Consider the following 18234-nt stretch of genomic DNA (forward strand, 5'->3'; position numbering starts at 1 on the left):
ACCCTACTTGGTGGAATCCGTATCCTCGACAACCTCGCCGTCGATGACGTCGCCTGCAGCGTCCTGCACTGCTTCCTCTGCCGTCTCCTTCGCTTCGGCGAACTGCTCCTGGACGCGTCGCGCCAGGTTCTCAAAGCGGTCACGCACCTCATTAAACGCCTTCTCTGCGCCTTCGGTGTCCACGTTCTCAAGGCGCTTGTTAAAGCTCTCGCGGATATCGCCGATGGCATCCATCACGGTGTTCTTTGCGTCCTCGGAGAACTTCAGGTCACGCTCGCGGAACGAGTTGAACAGCTTCTCTGCCTCGTTGGCAAAGTTGGTGGCAACAGAGCTAACCTCACCGTCCGTGGTGGCGGTGTTCAGCGTCTCACGAGCCTTCTCGCTAGCGTTAGCCACGCGCTCCGGCAGGCCGTCTACAAACTTGCCCACGGCGGCACCCAGTGCGGAGCCGGCAGACAGCAGGGCGTCGCCGACCTCGCGCAGGTTGTCGCGGATCTCCTGGTTTTCGGTGTTGTTGTTGGTGTTGTTCTCAGTCATTGTTTCCTCCGTAGTTTCAAAATCTAGAAAAACAGCACTTGGCTCACAGTGTAAATAACCAACCCGGCCAGTGCACCGACCAAAGTTCCGTTCAGGCGGATGAACTGCAGGTCTTTGCCCACCATCAGCTCGATCTTGTCCGCGGCCTCCGCGCCGTCCCACGCCTGGATGGTCTCCGCGATGATGCCCACAATCTGGTCGGCACCGTTTTCCGCCGCGAAGTGGACCGCGGTTTCGAGTTTTTGGGTGGCGGTGGCGCGGGTCGACGGGTCGTCGGCAAGCAGCATGCCCCAGTGCTCAATGGAGCTTGTTGCTTGTCGACGCAACGCCGAACCCCCATCCTCCACCATCCCCAACAACGTGGTGGACAGCTGCTCCCACATCTGCCCGGGCGCAGCGGTAACAGCAGCCGAGGCCATTACATCGGCCTTGATGTCCTCGACGCGGCTGATCATCGAGCCGTCAAACTGCAGGTCCTGCGCGAACTGGTTGATGGTGCGGCGGATCGCGCGGCGAGCCTGGTGGTTTTCGTCCTCATCCACATCCGCCACGAACTCCGTCAGCTCCCGGTACACGCGCGCACCGACGAGGTCTTTGGCAAACTGCGGCGCCCACGTGGGCATGCGCTGGTCAATGGTGGTGACAATGGGCTCTTCCATCTCGTCGACCTTTGTGCGCGCCCACGCCAGGATGTCGTCGACGACGGGCTCCACCTTGCCGTCCGCAATAAAGCCCTCCAGCATCCTGCCGAGCGGCGGACCCCAGATCGGCTCAGCGACGCGATCCACCACATAGGTTTGCAGGAAGGCCTCCGCATCCTTCGGGTTGATGCCGCGAATCATGCGCGCCGCAAACGTGCCCAGCTCCGCACTCACCCGCTCCGCGTTCGCTGGCTGCACCAGCCACTTACCCACCCGTTCAGGGATGCGAGCCTCCATCACCTTGCTGGTAATGGTTTGGGCGTTGAGGAAGTTCTCACTGACAAACTCACTCAGCGCGTCCGCAACCTGGTCCTTCTTGTTCGGAATGATCGCGGTGTGCGGGATCGGGATCCGCATCGGATGCTTAAACAGCGCGGTGACAGCAAACCAGTCCGCCAGCCCGCCAACCATGCCGGCTTCCGCCGCGGCGCGCACGTAGCCCACCCAGCCGGGCGCGGTGCCTTGGGATTGCCACCAGGAACACGCCAAAAAGATCACCGCCGCCACCCCGAGCAGGCTGGTGACAAAGATCTTGTGGTTTCGCAGCGTCCGCCGCCGCTGAGCCTCATTGCTTGGCGACGGCATCTCCATCACATGTGACATGCCCTCGATTAAACACAAGCTCCCCGCCTCCAGGTGGAAGCGGGGAGCTGTTTTACGGGGGTTAGTCCGTGTTAGGTTGTTAGTCCGTGTTAGTTCACGCGGCCCGTGGTCTTGCGGTAGTTCTTGTAGTCCTTGCGGCCAATGCCCAAGAGCACTGCTGCGAGGATGACGCAGGCCACCATCTCAATGCCACCGAGGATCATCAGGATGGAGGAGTAATCCTGCGTCTGAGCGCCCCAGCCAACGTACTTGGCGCACAGGCCCCAAACGAAGATGCCCAGGCCGTACAGGAACGCAAGGATGAACGCCATGGACAGCCAGGTGCTGTGGCGCAGCAGCGAGGAGTGCGGAGCGCCGAGGGAAACCGGGTCGTAGCCCTCAATGTAGGAGTCCTGCAGCTGCGTCTGGTAGTCCGGGAACGACTCCGACTGGATGTCTGCAACCGCGTGCTGGGATGCCATGTTCATGTCCTTTGCGTCAGTTTTTCTGGAACAGTTTTCCAGGGGTTTCCAGGTGAAATATCACGGTTCAGTATACGGCATGCGCCCTAGGGCGCATGAACCGTAGCTGAAAGCTGTTTTTAGTCGTCGCCGCCCTTGAACGCTGCGCGTGCGCGCTCTGCGTTGATGGCGCCAACGGCATCCAGCGGGATGCCTGCCGGGCAGACATCGGCGCACTCGCCGTAGAGGGAGCAGTGACCGAAGTTGGTCTCCAGCTCATCCACCATCTTGCGTGCACGACGTGCGCGCTCCTGCTGGCCCAGCGGAAGCAGCTTGAGGTGCTTCAGCTTGGCGCCAGTGAACAGGTGCGCAGCACCGTTCGGGCAGGCAGCCACACAGGCGCCGCAGCCGATGCAGGCTGCGTAATCCAGTGCCAGCTCAGCGTCGTGGTGGTTGACGTGCAGCGTGTCAGCGTCCGGTGCGGTACCAGCGTTGACAGAGACGTAGCCGCCCTGCTGCATAACGCGGTCCAGTGCAGAACGGTCCACAGCCAGGTCCTTGATAACCGGGAACGCCCCGGAGCGGAACGGCTCAATGCGCAGCGTGTCGCCATCCTTGTAGTTGAACAGACGCTGCAGGCAGGCGGTGGTGTTCTTACCAGCGCCGTGCGGGCGGCCGTTCACGTTCAGGCCACAGGTGCCACAGATGCCCTCGCGGCAGTCGTGTGCGAAGGTGAAGGGCTCCTTGCCAGCCTCAACGTACTGGTTGTTGACGTGGTCGAGCAGCTCCAGGATGGACATCTGCTCTACAGCGTCGTCCACCTGGACAGTCTCAAATGCGCCGTCGGTGTCGGGTCCGGCCTGACGCCAGATCTCAAGTGTCAGTTTCATTACTTGTAGTTCCTTGCCATCAGCGGGATCGAATCGAAGAACAGGGGTTCAGCGTGGCGGATGAACTGGCCGTCACCTGCCGGCTCCCACGCCGACACGAAGCACCAGTTTTCATCGTCGCGCTCTGCCTCACCGTCTTCGGTGAGGTGGTCCATGCGGTAGTGCGCGCCACAGGATTCGTCGCGGTCCAGAGCGTCCACACACATCAGCTCGCCCAGGTTGATGTAATCCAGCAGTCGAAGCGCAGCCTCGAGCGTCTGGTTCATATCGTGCTGGCCGCCCGGGATGTGCAGGTTGCGCCAGAAGTCCTCGCGCAGTGCGCGGACCTTCTGAATGCCCTCCTGCAGGCCCTCAACGGTACGGGCAACGCCACAGTGCTCGTAGAGGATTGCGCCGAGCTGCTCGTGGAAGTACTCCGGGCCGTGCGGCTCTACCGGCTCGATGTTCATCAGAGCATCGATGCGGTCCTGGGTGCGGGTCAGCGCTTCCTTCACCTCCGGCGCCTCCAGATCCAGGGCTGCCTCGCCCAGGTGGTGCGCCAGGTAGTTCGGGATGGTGAACGGGAGGGTGAACCAACCGTCAACGGAAGCGGACAGCAGCGAGTTAGCGCCCAGGCGGTTTGCACCGTGGTAGGTCCAGGAGCACTCACCGGCAGCGAACAGGCCGTCGATGGAGGTCATCTCGTTGAAGTCCGTCCACAGGCCACCCATGGTGAAGTGCACGGTCGGAGCAATACGCATCGGCTCCTTGTACGGGTCTGCACCCGTGGAGTCCTCGTACATCTCGAAGAGGTTCGAGTAACGCTCACGGATCGTTTCTTCACCCAGACGCTCAATGGCGTCGGAGAAGTCCAGGTATGCGGAGTTACGCAGCGGGCCCACACCGAAGCCAGCGTTGAGCTGCTGGGAGATCGCACGGGATGCAACGTCACGCGGCACCAGGTTGCCGAACGCCGGGTAGCGACGCTCCAGGAAGTAGTCGCGCTCGTCTTCCGGGATGGTGTTCGGATCGCGATCGTCGCCCTTTTCCTTCGGGGTCCAAATACGACCGTCGTTACGCAGGGACTCGGACATCAGGGTGGTCTTTGCCTGCCAGGACGCGTTGACCGGAAGGCCGGTCGGGTGGAACTGCACGAAGCACGGGGACGCCAGGTAAGCGCCACGCTCGTACGCACGCATCATCGCGGAAGCGTTGGAGTTCTTCGCCAACGTGGTCTTGTGGTACACGTTGCCGTAACCGCCGGTAGCCAGGATGACTGCGTGGCCGGTGAACGCGGCCAGCTCGCCGGTGATCAGGTTACGGGTGACAATGCCGGAGCAGTGCTTCTTGCCGTCCTTCTCCGTGATAATCAGGTCCATCAGGTCGTTGTGGGTGAAGATCTCCACGTTGCCTAGGTGGATCTGACGCTGCAGCGCCGAAGCGGTGGACAGCTGCAGCTGCTGGCCTGTTTGGCCACGGGTGTAGTAGGTACGGGAAACCTGCACACCACCGAAGGAACGGGTGGCCAGGGTGCCGCCGTACTCACGAGCGAACGGAGCGCCGATCGCGTTCATGTGGTCGATCACGCGCACGGACTCAATAGCCAGGCGCCAGCAGTCGGACTCGCGGCAGCGGTAGTCGCCGCCCTTGACGGTGTCCTTGGTGTGGCGGTAAGCGCCGTCGTTGTCCACCTTCTTGCCGCGGGCGGAGTTCACGCCACCCTGTGCAGCAATGGAGTGCGCACGACGCGGTGCGTCGTGGTAGGTGAAGACCTTCACGTTGTAGCCCAGCTCACCGAGTGCGGCAGCAGCTGCGCCGCCGGAGAGGCCGGTGCCCACAACCAAGACGGTGAACTTGCGGCGGTTCAGCGGAGAGACCAGCTCCATGTGGTCCTTCGCGTACTGCCACATGTCCTTCATGCGCACTTCGTCACGGTTCGGCTCGTTGCTGGCCAGGATCTCGCCCGGGGTTACGCCCGGAACGACAGACTCAGGCTGGCGGAAACCCGCGTTGACGTCAGCGCCCTTGGTAGCGGCGAGGGTGTCCTGCGTTTCGCCGGATGCGCCCTGCGTCGCGGAAATTGGGGTAGTCATAGTTTTTCTCCTATTTCAGCCTTTAGCGAGTGAACCCAGGAACGGCGCCGAATGCCAGCGCGATCGGCATCACAATGTTGCCAATGACAACGATGAACGGCAGCACGTACGCCAGAATCACCATCAGGCCCTTGCCGCGCTCGCCCAACCAGCCCAGGTCAGATACCGCGAGATACACACCGTGGGTGAGGTGCAGGCACAGCGCAACCATTGCCAAAACGTAGAACAGCGTGACCGGCCAACGCTCAGGAGCGAAGGTAGCCAGCAGGTTGTCGCGAACAGCGCCGTGTACGAACGCGTCGGACGCAACGACCTGGCCCATGGTCAGATCCAGAATGTGGAAGATCAGGAACAGCAGCAGGATAACGCCCGTAATCAGCATGGAACGGGTCGCCGTCGGCTGCCAGCCGCCCATGAGGTTCGTGCGCTTGAACTTGCCGCGGGAACGCTTGGAACGACCGTGCAGTGCGAATGCGCCCCACACGTGCAGCACCAGGCAGGCAAGCAACACGATGCGGATGATCCACAGGAAGCCCTCACGCGGGAACAGCGGCTCACCCATCGTGCGCAGGAACTCGCCATACTCATCGATGGGGGCGACGCCGTTGGCGTGCAGCGGCATAAAGATCTTCAGGTTACCCACCATGTGACCCAGCACGAACAGGCCAAAGATCAGGCCGGTGATGGCCATGGTGAGCTTCAAAGCCCAAGTTGGGAATGACGGCCGCTCGCGCAGCGGCGTTTCAGTAATTTTTCCGTGACGAATGGCTTCACGGTCTGCGTTTTTTACAGTCATGGCACCTCCAGTGTCGTTTTCACTCTAAGTAACGGACGCCACATGTGTGAACTTTCAGTCGAGAGGTTTGCCAGCCGCTTCCCAGCTTCTTCAGGTTCCCCCCGTTTCATTTACTCCTGCCCCACCTTTACGTAGGGCATTTCCATCTTTACGGCCCCTTTTGTGATCTTGCCCACGTCCCGCCGCCGCTACCCCTTTTAGCGTCATACTTTGGTTGGTAAGCATGCCCTAACCTTGTGTTTTGGTACTCTTGGCGCCATGACTGACGCAAACCAAAACGATCAAAACCAAGTAATCCGTGACATCGACGCACCGGCGAAGGAGATCTTTGACCTTCTTTCCAACCCGGAGCGCCACCCCGAAACTGATGGCTCCGGCATGGTGGTCTCCGCCGACAAGGCTGAGCGCATCAAGGCGGTCGGTGACACCTTCACTATGAACATGACGAAGGAAGATGGTGATTACCAGACCACCAACGAGGTCTTCGCATTCCAGCAGGACCGCATTATTGGCTGGAAGAATGTGGAAAACACCACCGCAGGCGTCCGTGTTGGCGCGAAGTGGCTCTACGAGCTTGAGCCGATCGATGCTGACAGCACCCGCGTCACTCTGACCTACCTGCGCGATGAGATCGAGCTGGACCCGGTTCGTAAGTTCAGCGAGTCCTTCGATGATGCTTTCCTGACCAAGTCTCTCGACTCGCTCGCCGCAGCGGTGTCCGGGAGCTAGCTTGCTTATCGACGTCCACGTCTAACCCCCCAAACGCCACCCCACCTCAGGGTTGGCGTTTTTCTTTCCCCTCCGCCCCCGACCAGCGCCCCCAGCGCCCCCGCGCGATCCCCAAAAAAACGCGTTTGCAGCTACCTAGACCCGGCTACCAAGCGATTTTTTCACTGGTAGCTGCAGGTAGGTAGCTGCAAACTGCGTGGAACCTGCGCCACGCGGCGCAGACGCCAGCGCTACAGGTTGATCATGTGGCCTTCAACGCCGTGCGCGATCTCCTTGACCACCTCGGACAGGGTCGGGTGGATGTGGATGGAGCGTGCGATGTCGCCTGCGGTCAGGTCGAAGCGCTGTGCAAGGACAACCTCCGGCAGAAGCTCGGAGACGTGCGGGCCAACGAAGTGGGCGCCGAGGATCTCGCCGAACTCACCATCAGCGACCAGCTTGGCAAAGCCGTTTGCCTCCGCCAGGCCGACTGCCTTGCCGTTTGCGGAGAACGGGAAGGTAGCAACCTTGATGTCTTTGTCCGGCCACTTCTCCTTGGCCTGCTCTTCGGTATACCCCATGGAGGCAACCTGCGGGTTGCAGAAGGTGGCGCGCGGGGTCATCATGTAGTCCTCGATTTCGAGGGTCTCTGCGCCCGCGATGGTCTCGGCTGCGACGATGCCCTGTGCTTCGGCTACGTGGGCGAGCTGGAGCTTCGCCGTCACGTCGCCAATTGCGTAGATGCCGTCGACATTGGTGCGCATGCGCTCGTCGATAGCGATGGCGCCGCGGTCGGTCAGCTCAACGCCGATGTTCTCCAGGCCGTAGCCTTCGGTGCGCGGTGCGAAGCCGACGGAGATCATGACGCGGTCCACGGTCAGGGTCTCAACGGAGTCGGTGCCGTTCTTCTTTACGTCCACCTCAACGGAGTCTCCGTTGTCGCGCACGGCGGTGGTGGCGTGGCCGGTGAGCAGCTTCACGCCGAGCTTCTTGTAGCGCTTCGCAATCTCCTTGGACACGTCCTTGTCTTCGTTCGGCAGGACGCGGTCCATGTATTCAACAACGGTGACGTCTACGCCGTAGTTGGACAGGACGTAGGCAAACTCCATGCCGATGGCGCCGGCGCCGACGATGACCATGGTCTTCGGTGCATCCGGGTTGAGGATCTGCTCTTCGAAGGAGACAACGTTGTCCGACAGCTCGATGCCGGGCAGGGTGCGGACGACGGAGCCGGTGGCGATAATGCAATCGTCGAAAGTAATGACCTTGCCCTTGTCATCGCCTTCGGTGATCTCGATGGTCTTGGCGTCCGTGAAGGAGCCGAGGCCGTTGACCTCGGTGATTTTGTTCTTCTTCATCAGGTAGTGGACGCCGCCGACGATCTTCTCGGAGACCTTGCGGGAGCGGGTGTGGGCGTCCGTGTAGTCGAACTCCACGTCACCCTTGATGCCGAAGGTCTTCGCCTCGTGGTTGAAGATCTCCGCAACCTCTGCGTTCTTGATCAGTGCCTTGGACGGGATGCAGCCCACGTTCAGGCACACACCGCCCCAGTACTGCTTCTCAATGACAGCAACTTTCTTTCCAAGCTGTGCAGCGCGGATGGCGGCGACATAGCCACCGGGGCCAGCGCCGAGGACAACAACGTCAAAATGTTCTTTAGTCACGCCCAATAGGATACGTCGGTTAGCAAGCTGTGTGGGCGGGAGTGGCGCGTAATGTTTGGCAAGTCTGGCAATATATGTGGAAGTGACAGGGGAGCTGCTGCTTGTTCCCACCATTTTCTAAAGAAAAGCGAGTCATCTGTATGAAGATCACGCGTCCGGCCCTTGCTGCCGTCGCAGCCGTAGCAATTGCCGCAGGCGCTGTCCCTGCGGCCGGCCACTTCCAAGCCGCCGAGTCTTCCCAGGGGCTTGTGACCGTCGAGCGCGTGCAACCCGCAGTGTCTGAGAGCACTTCCAGCTTGCCGACGTCTACGGAAACCACCCCAGCCGCCACCACCAATGCCAGCGCAACTACTACTGCTGCTGCTACTGCCGCTGCAGCAACCACTGGTGAAGTAACGGAGACAACGCAAGCGAAAGAACCGAAGGACGTTGCTGATATTGACGGTGCTTCGGTGCCGGACGGTGACCGCGAGGGTCTGTTGAAGCAGGCAAAGGATGCGTTGAAGCCGGAGGCGACTGGCGAAGAGGCAGACAACATGCCGGAGCCGGCTGAGTCTGACACCGAGTCGGACGCCGAGAATTTCATGGAGATCGCACCGCTCACCGAGGCTCCGGTGGATTACAAGGGCAACCCGCAAGAGTGGTTCGCTGAACTCAAGAACTTCCGTGGCGCTGAGGCTGTCACGGTGTACTCCGAGGCAATGGACCGCAAGATCCCTGTGGCGTTGATCCGCGCAGTAGATAAGGACGGCAACCCAATTAAGGCCCCGACCTACTACCTGCTCAACGGCGCTGGTGGTTCGGAGCAGAACACGGACTGGCTGGCAGTGGCCCCGGAGACCGTGAAGGCGGTACTGGGCAATGAGCCGGTGAACGTGGTCATTCCGATGGAGGGCGCGTTTTCCTACTACGTGGACTGGCTGAGCACCCCAGAGAAGGGCAAGTACTTCAAGGGTGAGCAGAAGTGGTCGACGTTCCTGGCTAAGGAAATGATCCCGTCGGTGGAAAACTACCTGGACGCCAACGGTAAGCGCGCCGTGACTGGTTTCTCCATGTCCGCAACATCCTCGCTGCTTTTGGCAGTACACAACCCGGATATGTTTGACGCTGTCGGTTCCTTCTCCGGCTGCGCTGCCACCTCTACCCCGCTGCCAAACTTCTTTGCGGGTCTGACGGTCAACCGTGGCTCCGCAGGTGCGGGCAACATTACGCCGGAAAACATTTGGGGTCCGCGCGGGTCTGACTACAACCGCTACAACGATGCGTTGGTGATGGCGGACAACTTGGTTGGTGAAAGCGGAGTAACCAAGACCAAGTTCTACCTCTCTGCAGGCACGGGTCTTGCTGGCCAGACGGATATGTTGAGCTACCTGCGTGAGAACTCCGGTTCCACGGAGGCGCTGAGTGCGGCGCTCACGCTGCAGGTTGAGGGTGGCGCAATTGAGGCCGCGATGAACGCTTGCACGCATGACTTCAATACCAAGCTGAACAGCCTGGGCGTGGATACCTACTTTAATAAGCGTCCGGTTGGCACCCACTCCTGGCCGCTGTGGCGCGATGACCTGAAGGTGTCTTGGGAGAAGGTCATCCGCCCGGCACTGTTTGAGAGCGAGTAGGTCAGCGAAAAGCCTTACAAAACAAAAACATCGGGTAGCGGCGCATAACCGCTTACCCGATGTTTTTTTTGCGTTTTAGGGTTTTAGAACATGCCTAGGCCGAAGGCGATCTGGGAGGACGCAGAGGAGCCGAAGTGGAGCAGCTGGCCGAGGAGCTCGTTGATCTGCAGCTGTGCGTTTTCAATGATCATTGTTCACTGTCCTTTTCTTGATGTTTCTTGAGACACGAAGTGGCAATTGTTCATTATTGTTACACAATTTGTCTTGTGTGACCGTAATATAGCCAGTCATGAGCCTGAAGCGCACCGCATCTGCAGTCCTTGCCGCCCTGACCGCGGCTGCAATCACCACGGGTACCGTCACCGCAACTATCCCAGCCAACGCGGCGACTGTTACACCCGCCCAAGTTGCTGGCCAGACGCCGGTGGGCACGATCAAGCTTTGGGACGCTAAGGCGAACCCGCCAATGGTGGTCAACGCGAATCGTCCTCAAGAATGGACCCAGCAGGTAGACCACAAGACGGTGCTGAGCTACCTGGTCCATTCGCCGTCGATGAACAGGGACATCCCTGTTGCCGTTGTGCCGGCGACGAACCCGCAGGGCCAGCGCGTGGCAAACGCGCCGACCATCTACCTGCTCAACGGCGCTGGCGGCGCGGAGCAGAACCAGGACTGGCTGAAGATGGCGCCGGTGAAGGATTTCTTCGCCGGTAAGGGCGTCAACGTGGTTATCCCGCAGGCGGGCGCGTTTTCCTACTACACCGACTGGGTGGAGACGAACCTCAACACCAACTACCTGCGCGGACCGCAGAAGTGGGAGACGTTCCTGACCAAGGAGCTGCCGGGCCCGATTGAGCGCACCTTAAACGCTGACAACCGTCGTGCGATTGTTGGTTTCTCCATGTCCGCCACGTCTTCGCTGTTGCTGCCGCAGCACAATCCGGGCTTTTATGATGCGGCGGCGTCGTTCTCCGGGTGTGCGTCTACAAGCTCGCTGCACGGCTACAACTTCGCCCGCGTGACGGTGAACCGCGGTGGCTACTCTGACTTCAAAACCGTTACCCCGGAGATGATGTGGGGTCCGATGGGCGGGCCGTACAACCGCTGGAACGACGCGCTGCTCAACGCTGAGCGCCTGCGCGGCACCGCGCTCTACATCTCTTCCGCTACAGGCCTTGCGGGCCGCCAGGACCAGGTGAGCTACCTGATTGGCCAGGGCGCTCCTGAGGTTGTTGCGCAGGTTGCTGCCGTAACGCTGCAGGTTGAGGGCGGTGCGATTGAGGCCGCGATCAACCAGTGCACCCATGACCTGAAGACGAAGCTCGACGCGTTGAACATTCCGGCAACGTACGAGATGCGCAATGTGGGCACCCACTCCTGGCCGTACTGGCGTGAGGATCTGGAGAAGTCCTGGTTCACCACCATCGCCCCGGCGTTTGGGATGTAGCCCCGACCCAAGCTAGCGATAACCAGCCCTGTGCCGCGGCGGGCTAGAATGGCCGAACATTATGACTACTCATCGGCTCCGCTCAACCCCGGTCCCCGGGCATCGTGATCAGTACACGGGCGTGGACTTCAACTTGGGGTTCCACGTCACGCATTATGACGTGGCGATGAACTACAAGGTGGGTCCGAACTATGTGGACGCCACCGCCACGTTGACGTTGACGCCGTGGCGCGATTTGAACCACATGACGTTGGATTTGATGGATAACCTGCGGGTGCGCAGCGTCACCACAACGCATGGGGAGATTAAGCGTTTCCGTCATTACCGCAACAAGCTGCGCATCACGTTTACGCAGGATATTGCGGTGGATACGGAGTTCCAGCTGACTATTCGGTACACGGGCACCCCGCGCCCGCGTCGTACGTCTTGGGGCCAGCTGGGGTGGGAGGAGCTGGAAAACGGCGCGTTGACTGCGAACCAGCCGAATGGCGCGCCCACGTGGTTCCCGTGCGATGACACGCCTGATGAGAAGGCCACGTATCGCATTACGCTGCGTCCGGACCAGCCGTATCAGGTCATTGCCACGCAGACGTCTCGCCCGCTGCCCACCTACCTGGCCACTGTGAACGTTGGCCAGTTTGTGCACCACAAACTTGGCCGCAACACCAGCGCGTACCTGCCGCGCGGCCTGCAGTTAGGGGATTTTGCCAAGCAGCAGGAGATGCTGGACTTCTTCGAGACTTGCTTCGGGCCGTACCCCTATGAGCATTACACGGCGATCGTGCACGATGAGACGTTGGAGATCCCGCTTGAGGCGGCCGGCCAGTCCATTTTTGGCCGCAACCACACGCGCGGCAATGAGCGCCTAATTGCCCATGAGCTGGCTCATCAGTGGTTTGGTAACTCACTGGGTATCGCGCAGTGGGATGACATTTGGCTCAATGAGGGCTTCGCTTGCTACGCCGAGTGGCTGTGGGCTGATGCGCAGGGCAGCATGCTTATCGACGCCTCCGTGAACCACCACTACGCCAAACTCCCCACCCCCACCGTGACCCTTGCCAACCCGGGCCCGCGCCACATGTTTGATGACTGGGTGTACAAGCGCGGCGCGATCACCCTGCACGCGCTGCGCGCCGCCATGGGTGATGAGGCGTTCTTTAGCGGGGTGCGCTCCTATGTGGCCAAGTCCACGCACGGCATTGTGGAGCCCTTCGATCTGAGGAATGCGCTGAAGGCGGCCGCACCTAGCGTGGACATCGCCGGGATCATGGACGCATGGTTGAACCACACGGAGCTGCCCGACGTGCCGAAGATCCGATAAGGCTCCGATAGCTCATGAGAAACCTGACGCTGGCCACCGCCTTTTCGGCGCTCGCCGGGTTCGTGCTCATGTGGGTGGCTGGCTGGGCGCTGGACACCGGCAGCGCCTACCGTTACTTCACCGCGTTCTGGGGGTTGTTTTTCGCCTCCGCGGGTCTTATCGACGGGATAACGCACGAAACGACGCGCGCTGTGGCGTCGTCAAGCGAAACGGGCTCTCGCGGCACGGCGAATCCCTGGCGCTTCGGCGCTGCCGCGGCAACGTTTGTGGTGCTTGTGGGCCTAAGCCTTGGCTTGTGGGCGATGCGGGCCTGGGTGCCCATGTCCCCCGGCACGGCCACCACGCTGCTGGTGTTTGGCCTGGTCAGCTATGTTTTCCAGGCGGTACTTTCGGGTATTTTGTCCGGCGCGCAGCTGTGGAACCAGTACGCGGCGCTGGTTGCGCTGGATTCCGGCATCCGCCTGGTGCTTGCCGTGGTCGCGTGGGCGCTGGGCTGGGGCCTGCCTGCGTTCTTGTTAATCACTGTCATCGGCGCGGTGAGCTGGGTGGTGATCCTGGGTGTTTCGCGTGAAGCGCGCTCCCGCATCCGCATCGCGCTGGACGTGGACCGTGAGGCGTTCGTCGGCCGCGTCTTTACCGCCATGCTTGCCTCCGGCGCGTCAGCCGCGCTGATCACGGGGTTCCCCACCGCGGTGTCTGCGGCGTTTCCGGATAATGATGCCTCCGTATCCATCCTGGTTGCCGCCATCAACAACGCTGTGATCCTTACGCGTGCACCAGTGTTGGTGCCCCTGCAGAGGTTTCAGGCGGCGTTGGTTGTGCGCTTCGTCGAAAAGCAAAAGCACATCTACCGTGCACTTTTGGGGCCGGTGGTGGCTGTGCTCGGCCTGGGTGTGGTCGGGTTTGCGCTGGCATGGCTGCTTGGGCCGTGGATTCTGCAGCTGGCATTCCCACCGGAACTGTTCGTGCCTGGGCGCACGCTTGCGCTGCTGACGTTTGCCTCCGCTTTCATGGGCACCCTCATGATCACCGGCGTGGCTGTGCTCGCCCTGCAGCGCCACGGGTGGTACGTGGCCGGGTGGCTCACCGCCTCCGTGGTTGCCTTCGCGGTGCTTTTCGCCGCGCCGTGGGGTGTGGTTACCGCCGTGGTGGTCGCCCTGTTCGCGGGCCCTTTGGTGGGCGCGATTGTGCACGTCATCGGGCTGTGGGGCGCACGGGTTCGAGTAGCATAGCCAGCCATGGGAACAATGCTGGTCACCGGCGGCGCCGGGTTTATCGGATCCAACTTCGTACACATGGTGTGTGGGCGGGGATTGCACGACGTGATCGTGCTGGACAAACTTACCTACGCCGGCAACCGCGACAACCTCGCCGGACTGGACGTGGAGTTTGTCCACGGCGATGTTGCGGACCCGTCTGTTGTTGAGCCGCTGGTTGCTCGCGCGGATACTGTGGTCCACTTCGCCGCGGAATCCCACAACGACAACTCGCTGCGTGACCCCTCCGCGTTCGTGCAATCCAACGTGTTGGGCACTTTTGTACTGCTTGAGGCGGTGCGCAAGTTTGATAAGCGCCTCCACCACATCTCCACCGACGAAGTCTTTGGCGACCTCGCTTTGGGCGGCACCGACGCCTTCCTAGAGACCACGCCGTATAACCCCTCCTCGCCCTACTCCGCCACCAAGGCCGGCTCCGACCATTTGGTGCGCGCGTGGGTGCGTTCCTTCGGCATCGCGGCGACGATCTCGAACTGCTCTAACAATTACGGCCCCTACCAGCACGTAGAGAAGTTCATCCCCCGCCAGATCACCAATATTTTGTGCGGCCAGCCCGCCAAGCTTTACGGCACCGGCGCCCAGGTCCGCGACTGGATCCACGTGGACGACCACAACGACGCCGTACTCACCATCCTTGAGCACGGCGAGATCGGCCAGACCTATAACATTGGCGCAAGTGTTGCTGGCTCCCCGCACGTCACGAACAAGGAGGTCATCGAGACAATCTGTTCGCTGATGGGTGGCACCTTCGAGCACGTCGCCGACCGCCCCGGCCACGACCAGCGCTACACCATGGACGCCACCAAACTGCGCACCGAGCTTGGTTGGCAGCCCCGCTATACCGACCTGCACGCTGGGTTGGGAAGCACCATCGACTGGTACCGCGAGAACGAATGGTGGTGGCGCGACACCAAGCGCGGCGTTGAGGAGGCCTACGCCCAGCGCGGGCAGTAGTGGTGGGTGTCGTTGGGGTTGCGGTTGCGCAGTAATTTGGAAATTGCTGCATTTCGGCCCCCATTCGCCCAGGTGGCTGCACCATCTCGGGAAATTATTGCATCCGATCCCCATTCACTCCCACATAACCCTGGGATACTCTAAGGAGCTGTGTCCGAATTGCCCGAATTGCCCCAAACAACAACCCCGATCGAAGGCCTGAGCGTCCAAACCCTGCCGCTGCACGAAGATAACCGCGGCTGGTTCAAGGAGAACTGGGCTGGTCAGCTGCTGCAGCCGAAGCAGAACAACGTCAGTTTCAACGCCAAGGCTGGCACGACGCGTGGGATGCACGCGGAGCCGTGGGATAAGTGGATCTCGGTTGCCACGGGCAGGGTGTTTGCCGCCTGGGTGGATATGCGTGAGGACTCCTCCACTCTCGGCGAGACTTTCGGCATCGAGATCGGCCCTGGCCAGGCGGTGTTTGTGCCGCGGGGTGTGGCCAACGGTTTCCAGACGTTGGAGGACAACACGGCCTACATTTACCTGGTCAACCAGCGTTACAACCCGAACGGCACCTACGCGTACTGCTCCTACAAGGAGATTGACTGGCCGCTTGCGCCAACAGAGCTTTCGCTTGCCGACGCCACACATCCCCCCTTCAGCGAATCCACCCCCGTCCCGCCAAAGAAGGTCCTAGTCACGGGTGCGAACGGGCAGCTTGGCAGGGCGCTGCGTCAATTGTGGGGCGAGGATCGTGCGGAATATGTCACCCGCGAGGAGTTTGACATCACGGCGATTCCGGAGGGCTTTGACTTCTCGGGCTACAGCGCGATTGTGAATTGCGCTGCGTATAACGACGTCAACGGCGCAGAATCTGACCGCGCGACCGCCTGGGCCGTGAACGCGGATGCGCCGGCGGCGCTGGCCCGGGTGGCCAATGAGCACGACTTGACGTTGGTACACGTGTCCAGCGATTACATTTTCGACGGCACCGTCGAAGTCCACACCGAAGCCGAGCACGCCAGCCCGCTGTCGGCGTACGGGGCTTCCAAGGCGGCGGGCGATACGGCGGCGCAGACCGCGAGGCGCCACTACGTGATCCGCACCTCCTGGGTGTTTGGCGACGGCGCGAACTTCATGGACACCATGGCCAAGCTTGCCCTTGCAGACAAGAGCGTGAACGTGATCATGGACCAGGTGGGCCGCCCCACCTGGACGGAAGATCTGGCCAAGGGCATCGATCACCTGCTACGGACGAAGGCGGAGTTTGGCGTGTACAACCTGTCGTCTGATGGTGATGCGGTGGGTCGGGATGAGATGGCTATGGCGGTTTTCGTGGGCGTGGGTAAGGATCCTGCGGATGTAACACCTGTGACCACCCAGCAGTATGCCGAGATTGCCGGCCCGGAAGCGCCGCGGCCAGTGCACTCCACGCTGGATTTGAGCAAGATCAAGGCGACCGGGTTCCAGCCGATGAATTGGCGTGCGGCACTTGCTATCCACCTTGCTGCGCATCTGTAGTTGCGTTTTTGGCTGACACGTTTCGGAGCTCGTTGCTTGCGAGCGCCCGCATTGCCTGAAGCCACGACAGCCCCGTGCCCCTTCGGAAAAACGGGCTGTTTTTCGGTTCTGAACCTGGCTACCTGCATTCCCTTATTGGGGTCGGGTATCGACCAGTTCTGCTGGGTCGTAGTTTTCCGACCAGCCGTAGGCATCTTCTGGGTCGGGGAATGGTGGTTCGGAAAAATCGGGTTCTTTTGGCAACGGCTCCGGCAACACCGCCTTGATCGGGAAGTGAAGGCCGTATTCTTCCTCCAGCGCTGCGATCTGCGCGTCGGCTTGTTCAAGGTTGTGGTGGTTATCAAAATCGTCCAGTATTTTGTGGCCTTTGGCGTAGAACTGCGCCACTCGGCTGCGACGCTGGCACACTTGCTCAAGGTTGCTCTTCCACCGTGGGGCCGCGGCGTTCGTGTTGTGTGCAATCAAGCTGTCTGGGGTGCAGGTTTCATACGTGCCGTTGGCAAACAGCCACAAGATTTCACCCGTATCCGGGTCCGGGACGTAGAAACCACGCTTATCGGTTTTCAGGTTGTGGTGCTTTTGACACAACGGGTACAGGTTTCCCGGTGTGGTTTTGCCACCCTGGCCAAACGGAATCCGGTGATCCAACTGGCACCTCAGTGACGGGACGTTGCATCCCGGGAACACACAGTGCGTGTGGCGTGCGCAGACGACTCGTCGCATTGCTTCCGTTGGGGTGTAGCTATCCGTATGGGCTTGAAGTTCTGCCCCCATATCCACTTCGGTGACCTTCGCTGACGCCAGCAGGTCATCCAGTACTGCGGTTGCTTCCGGAGTCAGTTCCCCAACCCCTAGTACGTACGCTGGCCCACCAAGTGCGCGGTCCTTCGGGACAAACACGTGCAGGGTCGTTTTCGTTGGGGTGATTTCCCCGGACAGTAGTTTCACCATTGCATCAGCCATCGATGTTTTGTGCTCCCGTGCAGTCGCTAATACATGCTCGCGCACGACCTGTGCCGTCAACGGGTTGGTAGCCAACGTAACCAGTGTTTTGACTGTGCCGGACTGTGCAGACACCTCAAAGGTCACCGCATCATCAGCAGCGTGTGCTTGTGCCATTCGCTGTTGGCGCCTTTTTGGTTGGTAGGCACAGGTTGGGTCAATACGTTTAATCATCTCCCGGATACGACGAGTAATCGTCGTGGTTTGCGGGGTGTTCTGCCCGGCTCGTGTTGGGGTAAACGTAGCAGTCAACATCTCATCGAATTCGGCATACGCTTCCTCGGTAATCTCTGGCCCAAGTTCGGCAAGCACCGTATCGATGGCGCGTAAATGCTGCAGATCCATCACACGCGTCTTGGCCTGGAGGGCACGTAGCTTCGGTAAGTGTTGTAGGCGTGCATGGGAGAAGATCGCTTGTTCTATTTCACCTTTACCCCAGCCTGTTGCTTGCTTGATGGCCACTACTTCTACGTCGAAGTCATCAATATCAATGCTTGCCCCAGGTGTGGTGAAGCGAGCGAATTCATCCCAGTAGGTGTCGCGAATGATCTGACTGCGGATGCTGCGTGCATCTTCTGGTCGCTGTGTGCGGAAGTATGGTTCGCCCACGGTCTACCCCCAGTGTTGTGTTCCCTATGTTCCCGTTGTTTCGTACCCCTAATTATACCCGCCAAACCGTTCTATACGCAAGGGGTAAACCAGC

Annotated in this window: 15 protein-coding genes; 7 read left to right on the top strand and 8 right to left on the bottom strand. The window is 60.6% G+C overall.

The annotated features are described in order from the left end of the window. Positions 1–3: 3 nt before the first annotated feature. The 6 genes from AK829_RS08795 to AK829_RS08820 all read right to left on the bottom strand — a co-directional run bounded on the left by AK829_RS08795 (position 4) and on the right by AK829_RS08820 (position 6039). Positions 4–537: a CGLAU_01105 family protein gene (locus AK829_RS08795; protein WP_052205510.1), complete on the bottom strand. Its 534-nt coding sequence runs from the start codon at positions 535–537 to the stop codon at positions 4–6. A gap of 23 nt (positions 538–560) precedes the next feature. Next, a complete protein-coding gene (locus tag AK829_RS08800; RefSeq protein WP_232305712.1) occupies positions 561–1841 on the bottom strand; it encodes a DUF445 domain-containing protein in 1281 nt (426 codons plus the stop codon). Positions 1842–1930: 89 nt separating this feature from the next. Continuing rightward, the gene (locus tag AK829_RS08805; protein ID WP_052205512.1) at positions 1931–2302 is read right to left on the bottom strand and encodes a hypothetical protein; all 372 of its coding nucleotides are present in this window, start codon (positions 2300–2302) and stop codon (positions 1931–1933) included. Positions 2303–2421: 119 nt separating this feature from the next. Next, on the bottom strand, positions 2422–3171 hold the full coding sequence (locus AK829_RS08810) for a succinate dehydrogenase/fumarate reductase iron-sulfur subunit (protein WP_052205513.1): 750 nt from the start codon (positions 3169–3171) through the stop codon (positions 2422–2424). After that, the gene (locus AK829_RS08815; RefSeq protein ID WP_083439808.1) at positions 3171–5243 is read right to left on the bottom strand and encodes a fumarate reductase/succinate dehydrogenase flavoprotein subunit; all 2073 of its coding nucleotides are present in this window, start codon (positions 5241–5243) and stop codon (positions 3171–3173) included. The genes AK829_RS08810 and AK829_RS08815 overlap by 1 nt, the downstream gene beginning before the upstream one ends. 22 nt (positions 5244–5265) lie before the next feature. After that, positions 5266–6039 (bottom strand): succinate dehydrogenase cytochrome b subunit, encoded by a 774-nt coding sequence (locus AK829_RS08820; RefSeq protein ID WP_052205514.1) that lies wholly within the window; start codon positions 6037–6039, stop codon positions 5266–5268. Between the two features lie 258 nt (positions 6040–6297). On the opposite strand from AK829_RS08820, the gene AK829_RS08825 reads away from it, so the two are divergent. Next, positions 6298–6768, top strand: coding sequence for an SRPBCC family protein (locus AK829_RS08825; protein ID WP_052205515.1), 471 nt, complete (start codon positions 6298–6300; stop codon positions 6766–6768). Between the two features lie 230 nt (positions 6769–6998). Here AK829_RS08825 and lpdA read toward each other — a convergent pair whose 3' ends face one another. Further along, entirely contained in the window at positions 6999–8411 is a 1413-nt protein-coding gene (gene lpdA / locus AK829_RS08830) for a dihydrolipoyl dehydrogenase (RefSeq protein ID WP_232305713.1), read from the bottom strand. A gap of 140 nt (positions 8412–8551) precedes the next feature. Between lpdA and AK829_RS08835 the strand changes: the two genes are divergently transcribed. The 6 genes from AK829_RS08835 (at position 8552) to AK829_RS08860 (ending at position 16529) form a co-directional block, all read left to right on the top strand. Next, positions 8552–10027: an alpha/beta hydrolase gene (locus tag AK829_RS08835; protein ID WP_052205517.1), complete on the top strand. Its 1476-nt coding sequence runs from the start codon at positions 8552–8554 to the stop codon at positions 10025–10027. 289 nt (positions 10028–10316) lie between these two features. Further along, positions 10317–11474, top strand: coding sequence for an alpha/beta hydrolase (locus tag AK829_RS08840; RefSeq protein WP_180950505.1), 1158 nt, complete (start codon positions 10317–10319; stop codon positions 11472–11474). Between the two features lie 61 nt (positions 11475–11535). Next, positions 11536–12795 carry a M1 family metallopeptidase gene (locus tag AK829_RS08845; RefSeq protein ID WP_052205518.1) on the top strand — a complete coding sequence of 420 codons (1260 nt, stop codon included), beginning with the start codon at positions 11536–11538 and terminating at the stop codon, positions 12793–12795. A 14-nt stretch (positions 12796–12809) separates the two neighbouring features. Further along, positions 12810–14027, top strand: a complete 1218-nt coding sequence (locus tag AK829_RS08850) for a hypothetical protein (RefSeq protein ID WP_052205519.1) — start codon at positions 12810–12812, stop codon at positions 14025–14027. A 6-nt stretch (positions 14028–14033) separates the two neighbouring features. Continuing rightward, positions 14034–15026 (top strand): dTDP-glucose 4,6-dehydratase, encoded by a 993-nt coding sequence (gene rfbB / locus AK829_RS08855; RefSeq protein WP_052205520.1) that lies wholly within the window; start codon positions 14034–14036, stop codon positions 15024–15026. A gap of 150 nt (positions 15027–15176) precedes the next feature. Next, positions 15177–16529: a sugar nucleotide-binding protein gene (locus AK829_RS08860; RefSeq protein ID WP_083439809.1), complete on the top strand. Its 1353-nt coding sequence runs from the start codon at positions 15177–15179 to the stop codon at positions 16527–16529. A gap of 132 nt (positions 16530–16661) precedes the next feature. On the opposite strand, the gene AK829_RS08865 is transcribed toward AK829_RS08860, so the two are convergent. Next, positions 16662–18140, bottom strand: coding sequence for an HNH endonuclease signature motif containing protein (locus tag AK829_RS08865; protein WP_052205521.1), 1479 nt, complete (start codon positions 18138–18140; stop codon positions 16662–16664). Positions 18141–18234 lie beyond the last annotated feature (94 nt).

The sequence above is a fragment of the Corynebacterium riegelii genome (assembly GCF_001263755.1).
GTDB lineage: Bacteria > Actinomycetota > Actinomycetes > Mycobacteriales > Mycobacteriaceae > Corynebacterium > Corynebacterium riegelii.

Coding starts and splice junctions, on each gene's coding strand:
- AK829_RS08850 (WP_052205519.1), top strand. CDS start 12,810: ATGAGAAACCTGACGCTGGCCACCGCCTTTTCGGCGCTCGCCGGGTTC.
- AK829_RS08805 (WP_052205512.1), bottom strand. CDS start 2,302: ATGGCATCCCAGCACGCGGTTGCAGACATCCAGTCGGAGTCGTTCCCG.
- AK829_RS08840 (WP_180950505.1), top strand. CDS start 10,317: ATGAGCCTGAAGCGCACCGCATCTGCAGTCCTTGCCGCCCTGACCGCG.
- rfbB (WP_052205520.1), top strand. CDS start 14,034: ATGGGAACAATGCTGGTCACCGGCGGCGCCGGGTTTATCGGATCCAAC.
- AK829_RS08795 (WP_052205510.1), bottom strand. CDS start 537: ATGACTGAGAACAACACCAACAACAACACCGAAAACCAGGAGATCCGC.
- AK829_RS08800 (WP_232305712.1), bottom strand. CDS start 1,841: ATGTCACATGTGATGGAGATGCCGTCGCCAAGCAATGAGGCTCAGCGG.
- AK829_RS08845 (WP_052205518.1), top strand. CDS start 11,536: ATGACTACTCATCGGCTCCGCTCAACCCCGGTCCCCGGGCATCGTGAT.
- AK829_RS08820 (WP_052205514.1), bottom strand. CDS start 6,039: ATGACTGTAAAAAACGCAGACCGTGAAGCCATTCGTCACGGAAAAATT.
- AK829_RS08815 (WP_083439808.1), bottom strand. CDS start 5,243: ATGACTACCCCAATTTCCGCGACGCAGGGCGCATCCGGCGAAACGCAG.
- AK829_RS08810 (WP_052205513.1), bottom strand. CDS start 3,171: ATGAAACTGACACTTGAGATCTGGCGTCAGGCCGGACCCGACACCGAC.
- AK829_RS08825 (WP_052205515.1), top strand. CDS start 6,298: ATGACTGACGCAAACCAAAACGATCAAAACCAAGTAATCCGTGACATC.
- AK829_RS08835 (WP_052205517.1), top strand. CDS start 8,552: ATGAAGATCACGCGTCCGGCCCTTGCTGCCGTCGCAGCCGTAGCAATT.